Origin of the sequence: Mycobacterium sp. 2-64 (assembly GCF_035918375.1) — a bacterium.
Classification (GTDB): domain Bacteria; phylum Actinomycetota; class Actinomycetes; order Mycobacteriales; family Mycobacteriaceae; genus Mycobacterium; species Mycobacterium intracellulare.
Map to the genome: position 1 here is coordinate 2,396,425 of NZ_CP142361.1, position 16,878 is coordinate 2,413,302.

14 protein-coding genes and 1 pseudogene are annotated in these 16,878 nt (G+C 69.1%); 3 read left to right on the top strand and 12 right to left on the bottom strand.

Annotation, left to right across the window (positions count from 1 at the left end; translation table 11 throughout):
* Nucleotides 1-285 precede the first annotated feature (285 nt).
* The 3 genes from QGN31_RS11350 to QGN31_RS11360 form a co-directional block, all read right to left on the bottom strand.
* Entirely contained in the window at nucleotides 286-987 is a 702-nt protein-coding gene (locus tag QGN31_RS11350) for a cation transporter (RefSeq protein WP_054585612.1), read from the bottom strand.
* Nucleotides 988-1,804: 817 nt separating this feature from the next.
* Entirely contained in the window at nucleotides 1,805-2,194 is a 390-nt protein-coding gene (locus QGN31_RS11355) for a type II toxin-antitoxin system VapC family toxin (protein ID WP_054585613.1), read from the bottom strand.
* Nucleotides 2,191-2,448: a CopG family transcriptional regulator gene (locus tag QGN31_RS11360; RefSeq protein WP_054585614.1), complete on the bottom strand. Its 258-nt coding sequence runs from the start codon at nucleotides 2,446-2,448 to the stop codon at nucleotides 2,191-2,193. Before QGN31_RS11360 ends, QGN31_RS11355 begins: the two co-directional genes overlap by 4 nt.
* A 161-nt stretch (nucleotides 2,449-2,609) precedes the next feature.
* On the opposite strand from QGN31_RS11360, the pseudogene QGN31_RS11365 reads away from it, so the two are divergent.
* A pseudogene (locus QGN31_RS11365) lies at nucleotides 2,610-2,879 on the top strand (hypothetical protein); the annotation flags it as partial.
* 104 nt (nucleotides 2,880-2,983) lie between these two features.
* Here the strand turns inward: QGN31_RS11365 and QGN31_RS11370 are convergent.
* The 8 genes from QGN31_RS11370 to QGN31_RS11405 form a co-directional block, all read right to left on the bottom strand.
* Nucleotides 2,984-4,801 (bottom strand): ABC-F family ATP-binding cassette domain-containing protein, encoded by a 1,818-nt coding sequence (locus tag QGN31_RS11370; protein ID WP_014385088.1) that lies wholly within the window; start codon nucleotides 4,799-4,801, stop codon nucleotides 2,984-2,986.
* Between the two features lie 23 nt (nucleotides 4,802-4,824).
* Complete coding sequence (locus QGN31_RS11375; protein ID WP_179960077.1) at nucleotides 4,825-5,511, bottom strand: PAS and ANTAR domain-containing protein; 687 nt, start codon at nucleotides 5,509-5,511, stop codon at nucleotides 4,825-4,827.
* 90 nt (nucleotides 5,512-5,601) lie between these two features.
* On the bottom strand, nucleotides 5,602-6,720 hold the full coding sequence (locus QGN31_RS11380; protein ID WP_051019787.1) for an enolase C-terminal domain-like protein: 1,119 nt from the start codon (nucleotides 6,718-6,720) through the stop codon (nucleotides 5,602-5,604).
* Nucleotides 6,717-7,733 (bottom strand): SDR family oxidoreductase, encoded by a 1,017-nt coding sequence (locus QGN31_RS11385; protein ID WP_014380313.1) that lies wholly within the window; start codon nucleotides 7,731-7,733, stop codon nucleotides 6,717-6,719. Before QGN31_RS11385 ends, QGN31_RS11380 begins: the two co-directional genes overlap by 4 nt.
* A 33-nt stretch (nucleotides 7,734-7,766) precedes the next feature.
* Nucleotides 7,767-9,557, bottom strand: coding sequence for a glycoside hydrolase family 15 protein (locus QGN31_RS11390; RefSeq protein WP_008257603.1), 1,791 nt, complete (start codon nucleotides 9,555-9,557; stop codon nucleotides 7,767-7,769).
* The gene (locus QGN31_RS11395) at nucleotides 9,550-11,247 is read right to left on the bottom strand and encodes a GMC family oxidoreductase (RefSeq protein WP_008257601.1); all 1,698 of its coding nucleotides are present in this window, start codon (nucleotides 11,245-11,247) and stop codon (nucleotides 9,550-9,552) included. The genes QGN31_RS11390 and QGN31_RS11395 overlap by 8 nt, the downstream gene beginning before the upstream one ends.
* Entirely contained in the window at nucleotides 11,247-11,990 is a 744-nt protein-coding gene (locus QGN31_RS11400) for a gluconate 2-dehydrogenase subunit 3 family protein (RefSeq protein WP_014382739.1), read from the bottom strand. Before QGN31_RS11400 ends, QGN31_RS11395 begins: the two co-directional genes overlap by 1 nt.
* Before the next feature lie 17 nt (nucleotides 11,991-12,007).
* Nucleotides 12,008-12,514 (bottom strand): hypothetical protein, encoded by a 507-nt coding sequence (locus QGN31_RS11405; RefSeq protein WP_008257599.1) that lies wholly within the window; start codon nucleotides 12,512-12,514, stop codon nucleotides 12,008-12,010.
* Nucleotides 12,515-12,980: 466 nt separating this feature from the next.
* Between QGN31_RS11405 and QGN31_RS11410 the strand changes: the two genes are divergently transcribed.
* Together QGN31_RS11410 and QGN31_RS11415 are read left to right on the top strand one after the other, a co-directional pair.
* Nucleotides 12,981-16,028: an acyl-CoA synthetase gene (locus QGN31_RS11410; RefSeq protein WP_201407472.1), complete on the top strand. Its 3,048-nt coding sequence runs from the start codon at nucleotides 12,981-12,983 to the stop codon at nucleotides 16,026-16,028.
* On the top strand, nucleotides 16,025-16,252 hold the full coding sequence (locus tag QGN31_RS11415; RefSeq protein ID WP_014382737.1) for a Trm112 family protein: 228 nt from the start codon (nucleotides 16,025-16,027) through the stop codon (nucleotides 16,250-16,252). Before QGN31_RS11410 ends, QGN31_RS11415 begins: the two co-directional genes overlap by 4 nt.
* Here QGN31_RS11415 and QGN31_RS11420 read toward each other — a convergent pair.
* Complete coding sequence (locus QGN31_RS11420) at nucleotides 16,218-16,841, bottom strand: TetR/AcrR family transcriptional regulator (RefSeq protein WP_009953469.1); 624 nt, start codon at nucleotides 16,839-16,841, stop codon at nucleotides 16,218-16,220. The genes QGN31_RS11415 and QGN31_RS11420 overlap by 35 nt on opposite strands.
* Nucleotides 16,842-16,878 lie beyond the last annotated feature (37 nt).

A 16,878-nucleotide genomic window follows, 5' to 3' on the forward strand; every position in this document is an offset into this window, starting at 1 on the left:
TAACAGACGTCGCCCCGCCAACCTGCTGCCTGAGAAAACTACGGAATCTCGGGTCGGCCGCACTGCTGGCATCACCACAACCGTCCAGTCGCCGTAGTTGTCTGACCCAGGCGTGCGCCCACACAGCGGACCCTGTGGTTAACGCGAGTACGTAGTCGCCCCCAAGGCGGGTGGCGTGATGATGGCGATACGGCGCAACCCCGAGTCGGGTAGCGGCGGTCACCTACGCCCGCTTGTCCTGATACCGCCTCGACTGACGGCGCCAGCTGGCGTGTCGTTTCTGATTCAACAGCCGCAGTCCTCGCCGCGCCAGGCTCGGACGCCTTGCCAGACGGCGACGGTGGCGATGGCAAGCCCGACCGCCGGGTCAAACCACCAGCTGCTCGGCCAGTGGGCAGTTACCGCCAGGCCGATCAACACCGCGGCGGCTTGGGCCGCGCAAAGGTAATTTTGGGTACCTTCGCCGGCGGTGGCCGCCGAGCCCAGCCGCGCGGCTAGTTGCTTTTTGGCCCGGCCAAGGATCGGCATCGCCAGCAAGGTGACGCCCGTCAACACGATACCGACCATCGAAGTCTCCGCATGGTGCTCACCAGCCAGATGCCGAATAGACTCAACGGCGATGTAGGGGGCCGTCAGCCAAAACGACACGGCAACACCACGTTGGGCGCGTCGTTCGGCGCTCTCGGACAGCATCCGCGCGCCGGTGAACCGCCATACCACCATCGCGCTGGCCAAGCCCTCGGGCGCGCTGCTTAGCGCCCAAGCAGTAAGTGCGATGGACCCGACCGCTAGGCCCTGCCACAGCCCCACCGCGCCCTCGGTAAGCATCGCGATCAAGCTGACCCAGGCCAGCCGCCGCGCCCAGCGAGCGGCCCCGCGCCATCCCGCGTCCCGCGTCACCGAATTCCGCGCGACCTGCGTGGACTCCGCGCAGCACGTGTCACCTACAAATTCGGTGGGATCGCCGACTGGACGGAAACTACTCATAACGTTGGCTCCGTTGGCCAGCCGTCGGCGCCGCAGGTTGGGCGCAAACCCACCCGATGGCCGATCGCCGACGACACGGCCGCGGAGCACACGAGCCCATCAACGAGTGAGTGCTGCGTCAACCGGGACAACGAAGCGCGCCCTGGTGGGTCGGCCACCGCCACGCCCCAGTGATGTAGGTCGACAGCGCATCTCGATATCACCGACCGCTCCGAAACCACCAGCTGCAACTCACTAAAAGACTGCAACATTTGCACTGGGCCATCTTATAGCCGGCGCGCAACCGCCCCGGCACCGCCACACTGTGACGACTTCTGTTGATCTGCGCAACATGGTGCGCGCACGCTCAATCCCACCCCGGGGGTTTTGCGGTGGTAAACGTCGAGATCTCAGATGCCAGTTGTGATCCCGGCACGGAGTTTTCAGCCCCGGCGCTCAGCGCGGTGGACCCCGATGAGGTGACGACGTGGCACACCCAACCATCACCCCGCCGTCTGCCCGGTTACAGATCCTCAAATGTAATCCTTCTAGCCGATGCGGGCATATTTATGACTTATCGGTAAGGTGACATCTGTGAGGCGGTAACCCCCCGGTCCACCGCCGCCCCGCAGGGCGGCACGACGTCGTGGCGCCGGCCCGATCGAGGTCCGCGCCGGAACCGGTCGAAGCGCGCGCGGAGGGCCTCTGGACGCGGCGACGGTCGACTCGGCACTGATGAATCGAGGCCGACGCAGTGAGGAAAGCTCGCCCGCGGGGACCGTTCCGGACGGTTCGAATAAGTGCTTTCTGCATGTCTGCGCCGCTGCCGTTGAAGTCGCTACCCAGGCGTGGTGGCAAACGGCGGCAACAGATCCTTGAACATGGGGAAATGGCGCACATTGAGGGTTGCCAACTCGAGTCCCTTAACGTCGACGGTCGCTGCAATGAGGTAGTCGCCGAGGCCGATACCGTTGTGGCTGCTGCGATATCGGCGCATCATGTCGCCCGCGCGACGGGCAATGATCTCGGTCGCGGGTTCAGCGCGAAACGATGTCAACAACCGCCATACCTCGCGACGCTCGGCTGATCGCATTCCACCGATCAGCTCGGTGACCGACACCACGCTAATCGCGAGAGGCCCGCGCTTTCGCGCACCGGTGAGCCAGTCTCGGGCGGCATCGACGCCGCGCAGATGCGCGATCAACACATCGGAGTCGACCAGAATCACGATGAGCGGCGCCAGATGCGCGCCAGGTGGTCCTCGCGACCGCTCTGGCCGCGCACCGGCACCTCGATGTTAGCTAGCGCGCCGAACGAGTCGTCGATTGCTTGAAGGTCCGACGCGAGGCTCTCGTCGGCATTCGCAAGAACGCGATTCAGCAGTTGGCGGATCAGTTCGGCACGTGACACACCCTGTTGTGTTGCCAGCCGGTCGAGGGTCGTCGTCTGCTCCTCATCGAGGTAGATGTTCGTGCGTTTCATACGCCGCATCATACATCACAGCGGTGGTTCCGACTCGTGCAGCGCAGGACTTTGAACCGTGCAAGACGCACTTTGTAGGACAGCCCGGCGGTCCCTGCGCGGTGCTGCTCAGAGGGCGGTCGCGCGCGACGCGAAAGCCAAGTGCTGGACGCGGCAACAAGGGGGTAGCTTGGGAACTTGTCAGCAACCTGGTGCTGGTCTGCCCCTATCACCACCGGTTGCATCACCGGGGCGTTATCACCCTCACCGGACCCGCAGACGCCCTGACCGTGACCGACGACGCCGGCCGGGTACTGAGCCCGGGCTCACTGGCACACCCACCCACCCGACCCCCGCCCGCGGTGCCGCCGTGTCCGGGACCTACCGGGGAACGCGCCGACTGGTGGTGGTATGACCCCTTCCAACCCCAACCACCACCGACAAACAACTAGCCCGGCCAGTGCTAGCGATCAAACACGTTGGTGCATAACGAAATTCGTTCGCACCACCAGGTCGCACACCTACACCGCATCACGAAAGCTGTAGCCGCTCACCGCTATTCGAGCAATTCCGAAAGCTCCAGCCAACGGCTCTCGGTCGCGGCGACCTCGTCTTCGAGCGCGCGCAGCTCCTGCGTGAGCCGGGTGATGCCGACATGGTCGGACTGGTCGTGGGCGGCGAGTTCGTGGTGTTTGTCCTCGATCCGGTCCGCCAGCCGCGCGAGCTGGCGGTCGAGGGAGGCTACTTCTTTCTCGGCGGCGCGGCGCTGGGCGCCCGACATCGCGGGCCGCGACGCCTGCGACGGCTGCGACTCCTGCGCCGACCGCGAAGCCTGCGCCGGCCGCGCCTCTTCGGTGCCCGCCCCGTCCTGCCGCCGCTCGGCCAGCCGCAGGTACTCGTCGACGCCGCCGGGCAGGTGCCGCAACCGGCCGTCGAGCACCGCGTACTGCTGATCGGTGACCCGCTCCAGCAGATAGCGGTCGTGCGAGACGACGATCAGCGTTCCCGCCCAGGAGTCGAGCAGATCCTCCATTGCCGCCAGCGTGTCGGTGTCCACGTCGTTGGTCGGCTCGTCGAGCAGCAACACGTTGGGCTCGGACAGCAACGTGAGCATCAGCTGCAGCCGCCGACGCTCGCCGCCGGAGAGATCCGCCACGCGGGCGGACAGCTGGCCGCGTCCGAAGCCGAGCCGCTCGAGCAGCTGGGCCGGGGTCACCTCACGGCCGTCGACCTGGTAGGCGCCGGGCAGCCGGCCCAGCACGTCGGCGATCCGGTCGTCGTCGACCGCGCCCAGCGCGTCGCCCTGTTGGTCGAGGACCGCCAGCCGCACCGTCTTGCCGCGTTTGACGCGGCCGGCATCGGGCGCGATCGTGCCGTCGATCAACCCCAGCAGCGTGGACTTCCCGGCGCCGTTGGCCCCGACGATGCCGGTGCGCTCGCCCGGGGCGATCCGCCACTCGACGTCGCGCAGCACCGGCCGGCCGCCAAACGAGACCGACACGTCGAGCAGATCGATCACGTCCTTGCCGAGCCGGGCGCTCGCCAACTTGGCCAACTCGACGGTGTCACGCAGCGGCGGCACGTCGGCGATCAGCTGGTTGGCGGCCTCGATCCGGAACTTGGGCTTGGAGGTCCGCGCCGGGGCGCCGCGACGCAGCCACGCCAGCTCCTTGCGCATCAGGTTCTGCCGCTTGGCTTCGGCGGCGGCGGCCATCCGGTCTCGCTCGACGCGCTGCAGCACGTAGGCCGCGTACCCGCCGTCGAACGGCTCGACGATCCCGTCGTGCACCTCCCACGTCGTGGTGGCGACCTCATCGAGGAACCAGCGGTCGTGGGTGACGAGCAGCAGCCCGCCGGTGTTGCGCGCCCAGCGCCCCTTCAGGTGGCCGGCCAGCCAGGTGATCCCCTCGATGTCCAGGTGGTTGGTGGGCTCGTCGAGCGCGATGACGTCCCATTCGCCCACCAGCAACCTGGCCAGCTGCACCCGCCGGCGCTGCCCACCGGAGAGCGTGGCAACCGTTGCGTCCCAAGCGATGTCGGAGACCAGCCCGGTGACCACGTCGCGGACCCGCGGGTCGCCGGCCCACTGGTGTTCGGCGGCGTCGCCGACCAGGGTCCACCCCACGGTGTGGTCGGGGTCCAGGGTGTCGGCCTGGCTTAGCGCGCCGACCCGCAGCCCGCTGCGCCGGGTGACCCGGCCGGAGTCGGGCTGTTGCTGGCCGGTGAGCAGCCGCAGCAGGCTGGACTTGCCGTCGCCGTTGCGCCCGACGATGCCGATTCGCGCGCCGTCGTTGACCCCGAGCGTGATCGACCCGAACACCACCCGGGTCGGGTATTCGAGGTGTACGGCCTCGGCTCCGAGTAGGTGCGCCACCGGCCCGACCCTACTGGCGCGTGCTATTCCAGCGTCAGCAGCGCCTGGTCCACATGGCTTTGCGTTTCCGCTGACGCCTTGCTGGCCACGGCGTCCAGGAAGCGGCCGGCGACGTCGCGCACCTTGAGGTTGGACTCCTGGGAACGCCACACCAGGATGTCGAACGCCCGCTCGGCGGAAATGCCGTAGGTGACCATCAGCACGCCCTTGGCCTGCTCGATGCGGGCTCGGGCGTCGGCGACCGCCGACAGCACGTTGGTGATGTCGGTGTGCAGCGAGTCGGTGACGTCGACGTAGAAGCCGGACGTGCCGGCCAGCGCACCGGCGTCGTCGACCATCCGATCCCCGGCGACGACGACGCAGTGGGTGCGCCCGGCGGTGTCGATGATGCGGTGTCGGCTGCTGAACGGCTTCCCCTTAATCACCCGCTCCAGCACGGCGGCCACCCGTTCGCGGTCCTCGGGATGCTTGTGTTGCAGCAACAGTTCCGTGGTGGGCTGCACCTGTCCGGGCTTGTAGCCGTGCATGCGCGCCACCGCGTCCGACCATTCCCAGCGATGGCCGTCCAGAAAGAACCGGAACCGGCCGACGCGCTGCGGATCGCCGAGACCGAGCACCGAGTCGACCGCGCTGAGGTCGCGCTCCTCGACGACGTCACGCATGAGCGCCTCGTGGCGCTCCACGGTTTCGTCGTCCGAGTTCACTTTCATCGCGCCTTGCTCCATTTCCGTTTGTGAAAACCCTGGCGTATCGGTTCCCGTTTTTTGCCCCGTCCATGCCTGCCGGCAGCGGCGGGGTTCTCAGGCCACCCGGTACCGCTCGGCGTCGCTGTGCTTGAACTCCAGGCCGAACCCGGGCCGGTGTTGATCCGGCCGCAGGGCGCCGCCCTCGGGGGCGAGCGCGCCCTCGAAGAGCATGTGCTCGATGCGGTGGTGATCGTGGAAGTACTCCAGGTGCCGCAGATTCGGGATGGCGGTGGCGACGTGGGCGTGCAGGTTGGGGGCGCAGTGCCCGGAGACGTCCACGTTGCGGGCGGCGGCCACGGCGGCGGCGCGCACCCAGTCGGTGATGCCCCCGCAGCGGGTGACGTCGATCTGCAGGCAGTCGACCGCGCCGGCGGCCAGCATTCGGTGGAAATAGGCCAGGTCATAGCCGTATTCGCCGGCGGTGACGTCCGGGGTCACCTGGTCGCGCACCTCGCGGAGCCCGGCCAGGTCGTCCGAGGAGACGGGTTCTTCGAACCACGTGACGTCATGATCGGCCATGGCGTGGGCCACCCGGATCGCCTGCTTGCGTTGGTAGGCTCCGTTGGCGTCGACGTAGAGTTCGGTGCCGGGCCCTATCACCTTGCGTGCCAAGGCTATTCGATCAAGATCGCGACGCTCGTCGGAGCCCCATGACTCGCCGATCTTGATTTTGACGCGCGGGATCTGCCACTCGTCGACCCAGCGTTCGAGCTGGGCGCGGGTGGTGCGTTCGTCATACGTGGTGAAGCCGCCGCTGCCGTAGATCGGCACCGCGGGATGCGCCATGCCGAGCAGTCGGCACACCGGCAGCGCCAGCAGCTTGCCCTTGAGGTCCCACAGCGCGGTGTCGATCGCCGAAATCGCGCACGACACCAACCCCGGCCGCCCGTTGTTGCGCATCGCCTTGACCATCGACTCCCACCGGGCGGGGATGTCGACGGCGTTGTGCCCGGTGAGCGTGCCGGCCAGCGGCCCGGTGATCAGCTTGCCGCAGGCGCCGTCGCCATAGGTGTAGCCGATTCCGCGCTCGCCTCCGGCCGACACCTCGGCCAGCACCAGCGTGGTCGACGACCAGGCCAGGGTCCCGTCGGCTTCCGGTGCGTCGGTGGGGATCTTGTAGACCTGCGCGCTGACCTCGTCGATGGTCGTGTCGAGCCGGGCGGCGGTCGTCATCGCGCCCACCGGCGGCCGGCGCGCGCCGCGAGCCACGCGCCCACACCCGCGGCGCCCAGCGCGCCGGTGCCGCTGACGACCGGGTGCTGCGACGCCCACAGCTGCGGGCTGTGGGTGTGCGACTCGTCGTCGAATTCGCCGCGGGCGCCGTGATCGCTGCCGGGTTGCGAGTCGAGCGGTTCCCAGAGGTTGTGGGGCCGGCCGGCGCTGACGTGCTCCTCGGTCTGCTGCGAGTCGTATCCGGTGCGGCCGAGGTAGCGGTCCAGCAGCGGCGCGACGAACTTCTGCGCCAGCAGCGTCACCATGGTGGAGTCGCCGACCCAATACTGTTTGCGCCCTGGGTGATCCGCGGCGTACAGCACGCCGCGGGCGGCGACCTCGGGCTGATAGATCGGCGGCACCGGTTGGGGGTGGCGGGGCAGCCGGGACAGCACCCACGAGAACTGCGGGGTGTTGACCGCGGGCATCTGCACCACGGTGATCCGCACCTTCGAGCCCTCGTGAAGCAGCTCGCAGCGCACCGACTCGGTGAACCCGTTGATGGCGTGTTTGGCTCCGCAGTAGGCCGATTGGAGCGGGATGGATCGTTGCCCGAGCGCGGAGCCGACCTGCACGATGGTGCCGCGGTCGCGGGGGCGCATCTTGGCCAGCGCGGCCATGGTGCCGTGCACGTAGCCGAGGTAGGACACCTCGGTCACGCGTTTGAACTCCTCGGGGCTGATCTCGGTGAACGGCGCGAACACCGAGGTGAACGCGACGTTGACCCACACGTCGATGGGACCGAATGCGGCTTCGGCCTCGTCGGCGGCGGCGACGACGGCCGCGTGGTCGGCCACGTCGGTCGGGATGGCCAGGGCTTTGCCGCCGCCGTTCTCGACGTCACGGGCCGCGCCTTCCAGCCCGGCGGCGCCGCGGGCGAGCAGGGCGACGTTCGCGCCGCGCTGCCCGAACTCCTTCGCGGTGGCGCGCCCGATGCCGGCGCTGGCTCCCGTGATCACCACTGTCTGAGTCATCGCAATCCCTTTCGCTCGGTGTCGGGCACCCGATCAGTCATGGTGGGCGGCGTCGTCGGTGAGGGTGGCGGTGCATTCCAGCATCAGCGCGTGCGCGAATGCCTGTGGGAGGTTGCCGCGGAGCTGGCGCTGCTGCACGTCGTATTCCTCGCAGAACAGGCCCGGCGGCCCGCAGGCGGTGCGGTTGCGCTCGAACCACCGCATCGCGCAATGGGCATGGCCCTGTTGGTGTTCGGCCAGCGCCATCATGAACCCGCAGAGCAGGAACGCTCCCTCGGCGTCGCCGAGGTCGCGTTCGTCGTGCCGGAAGCGGTAGACGAACCCGTCGTCGGCGAGTTCCCGGCGAACGGCGTCCAGCGTGGCGATGGTCCGCGGGTCGTCGGCGGGCACGGCCCCGCGCACCGGCGGCAGCAGCAGCGATGCGTCGACCCCCTTCTGCCCGGGGCTGCGTTGCCAATACCCGTGCGGGTGCAGGCTTTCCGATGCGGTCTCGGCGAGGATCGCGTCGGCCAGCGGAGCGCACGCAGCCACCTCGGGTCCGGCGCCGGCCAGTTTCGCGACGGCGCGTAACCCCCCCACGCAGGCCAGCCGTGACTGCGTCCAGCGCTCGTTGTCGATCTCCCAGACGCCCGCATCCGGTTCGCGCCAACGCTTTTCGATGGCCTTGATCGCGGTCTGCGCCGCGCGCCAGCCGTCGGCATCGAGTCGGTCGGCGGCGCCCGCCTTGGCCAGCAGCTGGAGTGCCTCGCCGAAGGCATCCAGCTGGAATTGCTGATTGACCCAGTTGCCGATCTTGTCGGCGCCGCCGGGATAGCCGGGCAGGTCGAGCGTTTCCTCCCCGGGCACGGCGCCGCCGGTGATGGTGTAGGCGGGCTTGAGGTTCGGGCCGTCCTCGAGCAGCCGGGCGCTGATGAACTCCACCGCCCGGTCGAGCAGCTCGGTCGTGCCGACGGCGGCGGCGGCCATGCCCGCGTACACCTGGTCGCGGATCCAGGAATAGCGGTAGTCGTAATTCTGGTTGGAGTGCGCGCGTTCGGGCAGGCTCATGGTGGCGGCGGCGACCATGCCGCCGCCGCTGCTGGTCAGTCCCCGCAGCACGGCGTAGGAGCTGCGCCCGTCGCGGGGAGCGATGGTGCAGCTCAGCTCGGGCACGCTGCGCTGCCAGGCCGCGGGGGTGGCCTCCCAGGCCAGGTCGGGGTCCGGGGGCTGGTCGGGCAGTGCGTGTTCCGACAGTTCGAGCACCAGGTCGTGGTGCTGGCCCTCCTCGAGTGTGATCTCACAGGTGAGCAACTCGCCCTTCTCCTGGGCGGCCCGGACGGGGCGCGCGTCGCAACCGGCCTGCCAGCGCCAGCGCAGCGGCCCCGAGCGGGCGCTCCACACCCGGTCATGAACGGTCGCCTTGCCGGGGCCGTGCCGGCCGAATCCCGCACTCGGCGCCAGCAGCACCCGCACCCGCGCCGTCCCGCGGCAGCCGGTGAGCCGCCGCAGCAGCACCGCCCGGTCCGGGTCGCCCGGAAAGGCCAGCGCGTCACGGCATTCCACGATGCCGTCGCGGGTGGTCCACCGGTTGCGCCAGATCAGGCTGCCCGGTTCGTAGTAGCCGCCCCAGACGTGCCGCACGTCGGTCGGGGTGACGGCGTAAACCCCGCCGCCGCCAATGAGATTGGAGAAGACGGCGTCGGAATCCCAGTGCGGCGCGCACATCCACGCCACGTCGCCCTGCGGTCCGATCAGCGCGCCCCGCTCGCCGTCTGCGAGCAGCGCGTACTCGCGCAGCACGCGGGGGGCGAAGGTGGTCGCGGTGTCGATCTTCAGGTCAGCCACGGGCTCCAGCCTTCGACCCCCGCCCCACGCCGGTATCGATCTTTCCGGTGGCCATTCGTTCGGCGAGCCGCGAGGCCAACGCCATGATCGTCAGCGCGGGATTGGCGGAACCCTGGGTGGGGCACACCGAGCCGTCGGCGAGAAACAGGTTCGGCATGCCCCAGACCCGGTGATCGGAGTCGACCACCGAATTCTGTGGCCCGGTGCCCATGCGGGCGCCGCCGATCAGGTGGGCGAAGCGCTCGATGGTCAGCACGTCCTGGGCGTCGGCGGCGTGCAGGATGTCGCCGATCACCTTGGTGGAGTAGGCCATGTTGGCCTTGTCGTTGTCGCAGAGCGTGTAGTCGAACCGGGCGACCGGGATGCCGTACGGGTCCTTCTCTTCGGCCAGCGTCACCCGATTGTCCGGCAGCGGTAACAACTCGTTGAGCACGCCGACGGTCGCCCAGTGGTTGTAGTCGCGCATGTACTCGCGCAGGGCGCGGCCCCAGTGCCCGTCCGCCATCACGTGTTCGGCCCAGCCGATGGGCATGGGCGACACCGTCTGGATGGAGAACCCGCGGGCGAACCCGCGAGAGAGGTCGGTCTCGTAGAACTGTTCGGAGGTCACCTCCGGGGGAGGCGCCTTGTACATCCGGACCTCCTCGGACCAGCGGCCCGCGGACTGGGTGGCGCCCTGCACCATCACGTAGCGCCCGACCTGATCGTCGTTGTTGCCCAACCCGTTCGGAAAGCGCTCGCTCACCGAGTTCAACAACAGGCGCGGTGTTTCGATCGAATACCCAGCTACGGCAACAACTTTGGCGCGCTGCAACCGTTCTTTGCCGCCCACCTCGTCGTAGTAGACCACACCCCGCGCCGCGCCCGTCTCGTCGAGTTCGACGCGCGAGGCCATGCAGTTGGCGCGGATCTCCACGTCGTGGGCCAGCGCGTCGGGAAGGTGCGTGACGTACGGGCTGGCCTTGGCGTTGACCTTGCAGCCCTGCAGGCAGTAGCCGCGGTAGATGCAGTGCGGGCGGTTGCCGAACGTGCCGTTGACGATGCCCACAGGCCCCACCCGCATCTCAATACCGAGCTTGAGCGCGCCCCGCCAGATTTTGGCTGCCGCCCCCGAAATGGGATGCGGGGCAAAGGGATAGCGATGCGGGTCGCCCCACGGCCAATTCTGGCCGGCCACCGGCAACTCGAGCTCGACCTGCTCGTAGTGGGGTCGGATGTCCTCGTAGCGCAGGGGCCAGTCGGCGCCCACCCCGTCGAGGGTGCGGGTCGCGAAATCGCTGGGGTGGAACCGCGGGGTGTAGCCGGCGTAGTGCACCATGGAGCCGCCCACCCCGCGCCCGGAGTTGTTCTTGCCCAGCTCAATTGGGTCGTCACCGCCGATGATGCGCTTCTGGGTCCAGTACAGCGCGTGGGAGCCGGCCTCGTCGGACACCCAGTCCTCGTCGGGGTGCCAGAAAGGGCCGGCCTCGAGGATCACGACCCGCCAGCCCGCACGCGCCAGCCGCTGCGCCAGCACCGAGCCACCGGCGCCGGCCCCGACGACCACCAGGTCGACCTCGTCGTCGTCGCGGTAGCGGCGCATGGTCTTTTCGCCGGGCAGGTCGCGCGAGTGCACGTCGAGCAGGAACCGCGACTCGTTGTCCTTCGGGCCGACGGCCCCCTTGAGCAGGCCCCGCCAGAAGTCGCCCATCACAACTCACCGTTCTGCACGACCTGCACGGGGTCTTCGTCGGTGGCGCCGGGCATCTCGTACGGTTCGCGCGCGGCGTCGGGCCCGGTGGCGCCGCCCAGGCGCATGAATCCGCGCGGGTAGGCGGGGCCGCCGAACCCGATCTCGTTCCAGGCCCACGGGTGGGAGTAGAAGCCGGACAGCGTCATTCGCATGCACACCGACCAGGCGCGCTTGACGTTCAGGTTCTCCCAGGCGCCGCCCTCCAGCTCGCCCTGCGAGAACTGCCCGACGATCTGTTCGCGGGTTTCGGTCCCGGCGGCGGCGAAGGAGGATGCGCCGTATCTGGCGGCGGTCTCGTCGAGCCCGCGCAGCACCAACCGCCACGTGTCGCGGTCGTCGGGCATGTCCGCGTACTGGTAGCCGTCGAGGCGCCCGTCGGCGAGCTTGGAGTCGACCGATTCGGCCGCCGGGACGCGCGGCTCGGCGTCCTGCGCGAGCACCGTGTCGCAGAACGCGCGCAGGCACGGCTCCTCCTCTGCGGTGAAAAACCGCAGGGGGCCGGGAGGTTCGAGCCGGGCCAGCACGACTTTCCTGGTGGCCTCGTCCCAGGTGCCGGCGGTTTCCAGCACGTCGAAATCGGGGTAGCGCCCGATCATCTGGGGCGTGGTGCCGCGGCGCTGCTTGGGCAGCCAGGACGGGTGCGGCGGCTTGCCGTCGGGGCGCAGGTTGGGCAGGTGGTCGGGGCGTGAGGTGTCAGCCATCTCAGTGATCCCGATGCCTAACCCCGGAACCGTTCGCGGCGCAGGATCGACGCCAGCAGCCCCATTCCGCCGACCATGCACATCAATCCCGGTGCCGCGATCGGCGGGCCCATGGGCACGTTGTAGGACGCGTGCTTCCATCCGCCCGGCTTGCGGGCGACGCCGCGCGCGTGCAGGTATTCGCCCATCAGACCGTTGGCCGTGTAGATGCCGGCGGTGATCGGGAGCCACAGCTTGGCCCAGCGCCGCGAGAACACGCCCCCGACGCCGGCGACCACCACCGGCGGCGTCACCACGATCGGGCTCCACATCCACTTGTTGCCGAAGCTTGCCTTGTAGTGCTCGAAGTAGATTTCGGCCGTCGTGACGAGCGCCGCAACGGCGGTCAGCCCGGACAGCGAGCGTTCGAAACGACCGTGTGCGACGTCGTACAGCGCCCGCTCGGCCAGGTGCGAGACCTCGCCCAGTCCGTCACTTCCGGCGGTGCGGCCTTTGCGCCGTCCGCCGCTGCCGAGCAACAACATGTGAAGTCCCTTCTGCGCTTGCGTCGTGCCGGATCACCGGCCCGGGCTGGTTTCCTGGGTGAGTCGTGGGGTGCGCAGCGGCACTGCGCTGGGGTGTGCCGTGACCGTGCCGGCCGAGTACGTCCATCGCGTCATGCAGTGACCTCTCCTTCGGGCTGGAAGGAACGCGGTCCGGCGGTCTCATAGCGCCCAGCTGTGGATTTCAACCGAAACGGTCGCGACGACGCGTCGTGACCGAAGCGCATCGACTGCGTACCCCGTGCCCTGCCGCACAAACTGCGCGCAGGTGATTCACAGCGAGCCACCAGGCGGGGCGCCGGTGGCTAACGACCTACCGCCGCGGCACACGCCGAGTCGTCGGCCGAAGCCGACGGCGAGCCACCGCCTTCCCAGCGGAGCGCGGGTCTGTTCGCACGGCGCCCGCCGCCGCCGGATCGGTGTAACCACCGCCCTTCTAGCTGCCCAGATGTGCCATGATGTCCAAGCTGTCAAGACTCAGGGAGCAGCAGTGGATGTCAATCTTTCGATGGTCACACGACCGGTCGCGCGGCTGATCGCTACCGCGCAGAACGGGCTGGAAGTCTTGCGACTGGGGGGCTTGGAAACCGGCACGGTGCCGTCGCCGTCCCAGATCGTCGAGAGCGTGCCGATGTACAAGCTCCGGCGGTACTTCCCGCCGGACAGTCGGCCCGGCCAATCGCCCGTCGGGCCGCCGGTGCTGATGGTGCATCCGATGATGATGTCCGCCGACATGTGGGACGTCACCCGCGACGAAGGCGCGGTGGGGATCCTGCACAGCCGGGGGCTCGATCCCTGGGTCATCGACTTCGGCGAACCCGACAAGGTCGAAGGCGGCATGCGCCGCACGCTGGCCGATCACATCGTCGCGCTCAGTCAGGCCATCGACACGGTCCGGGACACCACGGGCAGCGACATCCATCTGGTCGGCTATTCGCAGGGCGGCATGTGGTGTTACCAGGTCGCCGCCTACCGGCGTTCGAAGAGCCTGGCCAGCATCGTCACCTTCGGCTCCCCGGTCGACACCCTGGCCGCCTTGCCGATGGGCATCCCGGCAAACTTCGCCGCGCCCGCCGCCAACTTCATGGCCGACCACGTCTTCAGCCGGCTGGCCATCCCCAGCTGGATGGCGCGCACCGGCTTCCAGATGCTCGACCCCCTCAAGACCGCCAAGGCGCGGGTCGACTTCGTCCGCCAGCTGCACGACCGCGAGGCGCTGCTGCCGCGCGAGCAGCAGCGGCGCTTCCTCGAACGCGAAGGCTGGATCGCGTGGTCCGGTCCCGCGATCTCCGAGCTGCTCAAGCAGTTCATCGCCCACAACCGGATGATGACCGGCGGTTTCGCCGTCAACGGACAGATGGTCACCCTGACCGACATCACCTGCCCGGTGCTGGCCTTCGTCGGCGAGGTCGACGACATCGGCCAGCCGGCCTCGGTGCGCGGCATCCGGCGCGCGGCACCGGACGCCGACGTCTACGAATCCACCATCCGCACGGGCCACTTCGGCCTGGTCGTCGGGTCCAAGGCGGCCCAACAAAGCTGGCCGACCGTCGCGGAATGGGTGCGATGGCTGTCCGCCGGCGGCGATAAGCCCACCAGCATCGCGCCGATGGCCGACCAGCCCGCCGAGCACACCGACAGCGGCGTGGCACTGAGCTCCCGGCTCGCGCACGGCATCGGGGAGGCCTCCGAGGCGGCGCTGGGCATGGTCCGCGGGGCGGCCAACACCGTCGTCGCGGCCAACAAATCCGTGCGCACCCTGGCCGTCGAAACGGCCCGCACGCTGCCGCGACTGGTCCGGCTGGGGCAGATCAACGACCACACCAGGATCTCGCTGGGCCGCATCATCGAGGAGCAGGCGCACGACGCCCCGCAGGGCGAATTCCTGTTGTTCGACGGGCGGGTGCACACCTACGAGGCGGTGAACCGGCGCATCAACAACGTCGTCCGCGGCCTCATCGAGGTCGGGGTGCGGCAGGGCGACCGGGTCGGCGTGCTGATGGAGACCCGGCCCAGCGCGCTGGTGGCCATCGCCGCGCTGTCCCGCCTGGGCGCCATCGCGGTGGTGATGCGGCCCGACGCCGACCTGGCCGCCTCGGTGCGGCTCGGGGGAGTGACCGAGATCCTCACCGACCCCACCAACCTCGACGCGGTGCTGGAGTCGGACGGGCAACTGCTGCGGCAGGTGCTGGTGCTCGGCGGCGGCGAGACGCGGGACCTGCACCTGCCCGAGGATTCCGACGAGCAGCCCCAGGTCATCGACATGGAACAGATCGACCCGGACGCCGTCGAGCTGCCCGGCTGGTATCGGCCCAACCCGGGGCTGGCCCGGGACCTGGCGTTCATCGCGTTCAGCTCGGCCGGCGGCGAGCTGGTGGCCAAGCAGATCACCAACTACCGCTGGGCGGTCTCGGCGTTCGGTACGGCCTCGACGGCCGCCCTCGACCGCCGCGACACCGTGTACTGCCTGACACCGCTGCACCACGAGTCCGCGCTGCTGGTCAGCCTGGGCGGCGCGGTGGTCGGCGGCACCCGCATCGCGCTGTCGCGCGGCCTGGACCGGACCCGATTCATCCAGGAGGTGCGCCAGTACGGCGTCACCGTGGTGTCCTACACCTGGGCCATGCTCGGCGAGATCCTCGACAACCCGGCCGATCCGCCCTTCGTCCTGCACGGCAACCACCCGGTGCGCCTGTTCATCGGCTCCGGCATGCCGACCGGGCTGTGGGGGCGTGTCGTCGAGGCGTTCGCGCCCGCTCACGTCGTCGAGTTCTTCGCCACCACCGACGGTCAGGCGGTGCTGGCCAACGTGTCCGGCGCCAAGGTCGGCAGCAAGGGCCGCCCGCTGCCGGGCGCCGGGCGCATCGAGTTGGGCGCCTACGACACCGAACACGACCTGATCCTGGAAAACGAGCGGGGCTTCGTGCAGATCGCCGAACCCAAACAGGTCGGGGTTCTGCTCGCCGCGTCCAACGGCCCGATCGATCCGAGCGCCTCCGTCAAGCGCGGGGTGTTCGCCGCCGGCGACACCTGGATCTCGACCGAGTACCTCTTCTACCGCGACGACGACGGCGACTACTGGCTGGCGGGCCGGCGCGGCTCGGTGGTGCGGACCCCGCGCGGGCTGGTCTACGCCGAGCCGGTCACCGACGCGCTGGGTTGCATCAACGGCGTCGACCTCGCGGTGACCTACAACGTGCCCGTGCGCGACCACGAGGTGGCGGTGTCGGCGGTGACGCTGTTGCCGGGCGCCTCCATCACGGCGGCCGACCTGACCGAGGCCTTCGCGAAGATCCCGATCGGGCTGGGGCCCGACATCGTCTGCGTGGTCGCGGAGATGACGCTGAGCGCGACCTACCGCCCGACCGTCAGCGCGCTGCGGGCCGCCGGGATTCCCAAGGCGGGACGGCACGTCTGGTATTTCGATGCGGAGACCGAACACTACCGCCGGCTGACTCCCGGGGTGCGTTCCGAGCTCAGCGGGGCGCGATCATGATCGACGACGCACTGCTGAACATCCTGGTGTGCCCGGCCGACCGCGGCCCGCTGGTGTTGGTATCCCGAACGGGCGGTGGGGAAGTGCTCTACAACCCCCGGTTGCGCCGCGCCTACCGGATCGAGGACGGCATCCCGGTGCTGCTGATCGATGAGGCCCGCGACGTCGACGACGACGAGCACGCCCGGCTCATGGCGCAAGGCCCTCCGGCAGATCCCCAGTGAGGTAGCGCTGCAGGTTGGGCGCGATGGTTCGCGCGACCTGCTCGGCCGGCAGCGACGCGAACGGCTCCAGTTGCAGGATGTAGCGCGCCATCACCACACCCACCAGTTGCGACGCCACGAATTGGATGCGAATAATTCCGCTTCCCGGCGGATCGTCCACGCGGGCACCGACTTCGACGGCGATCACGTCCTGAATGAACGCGCGAAACAGGTTGATCTCCGACCCCGCCAGGATCGAGCGCAGCGTCGCGATGAACGCCGCGCCGATCTCGGAATCCCACAGCGGCAACAACATCGACGGAATCTGGTAGCCGAGCTCCTCGACGGGCACCTCGCGCAGCGGGCCGATGACGTCCATCGGATCGACCGGGATGTGGACGGCCGCGGCGAACAGCTGCTCCTTGGTGCCGAAGTAATGGTGCACCAACGCCGAATCCACCCCCGCCGACGCGGCCACCGCACGTATCGACGTGTTACGAATACCGTTGCGCGCGAATAATTCCCGGGCGCTGGCCAGTATCCGCTCCCGGGTATCGGAGTTCCCGGAGGGCCGGCCCCGTCGCCGGCGGCCGGTGTTGGTAGTCGTCACTGGGCGCTCGCCACTATCTGATGGTGGCGACCCGCTG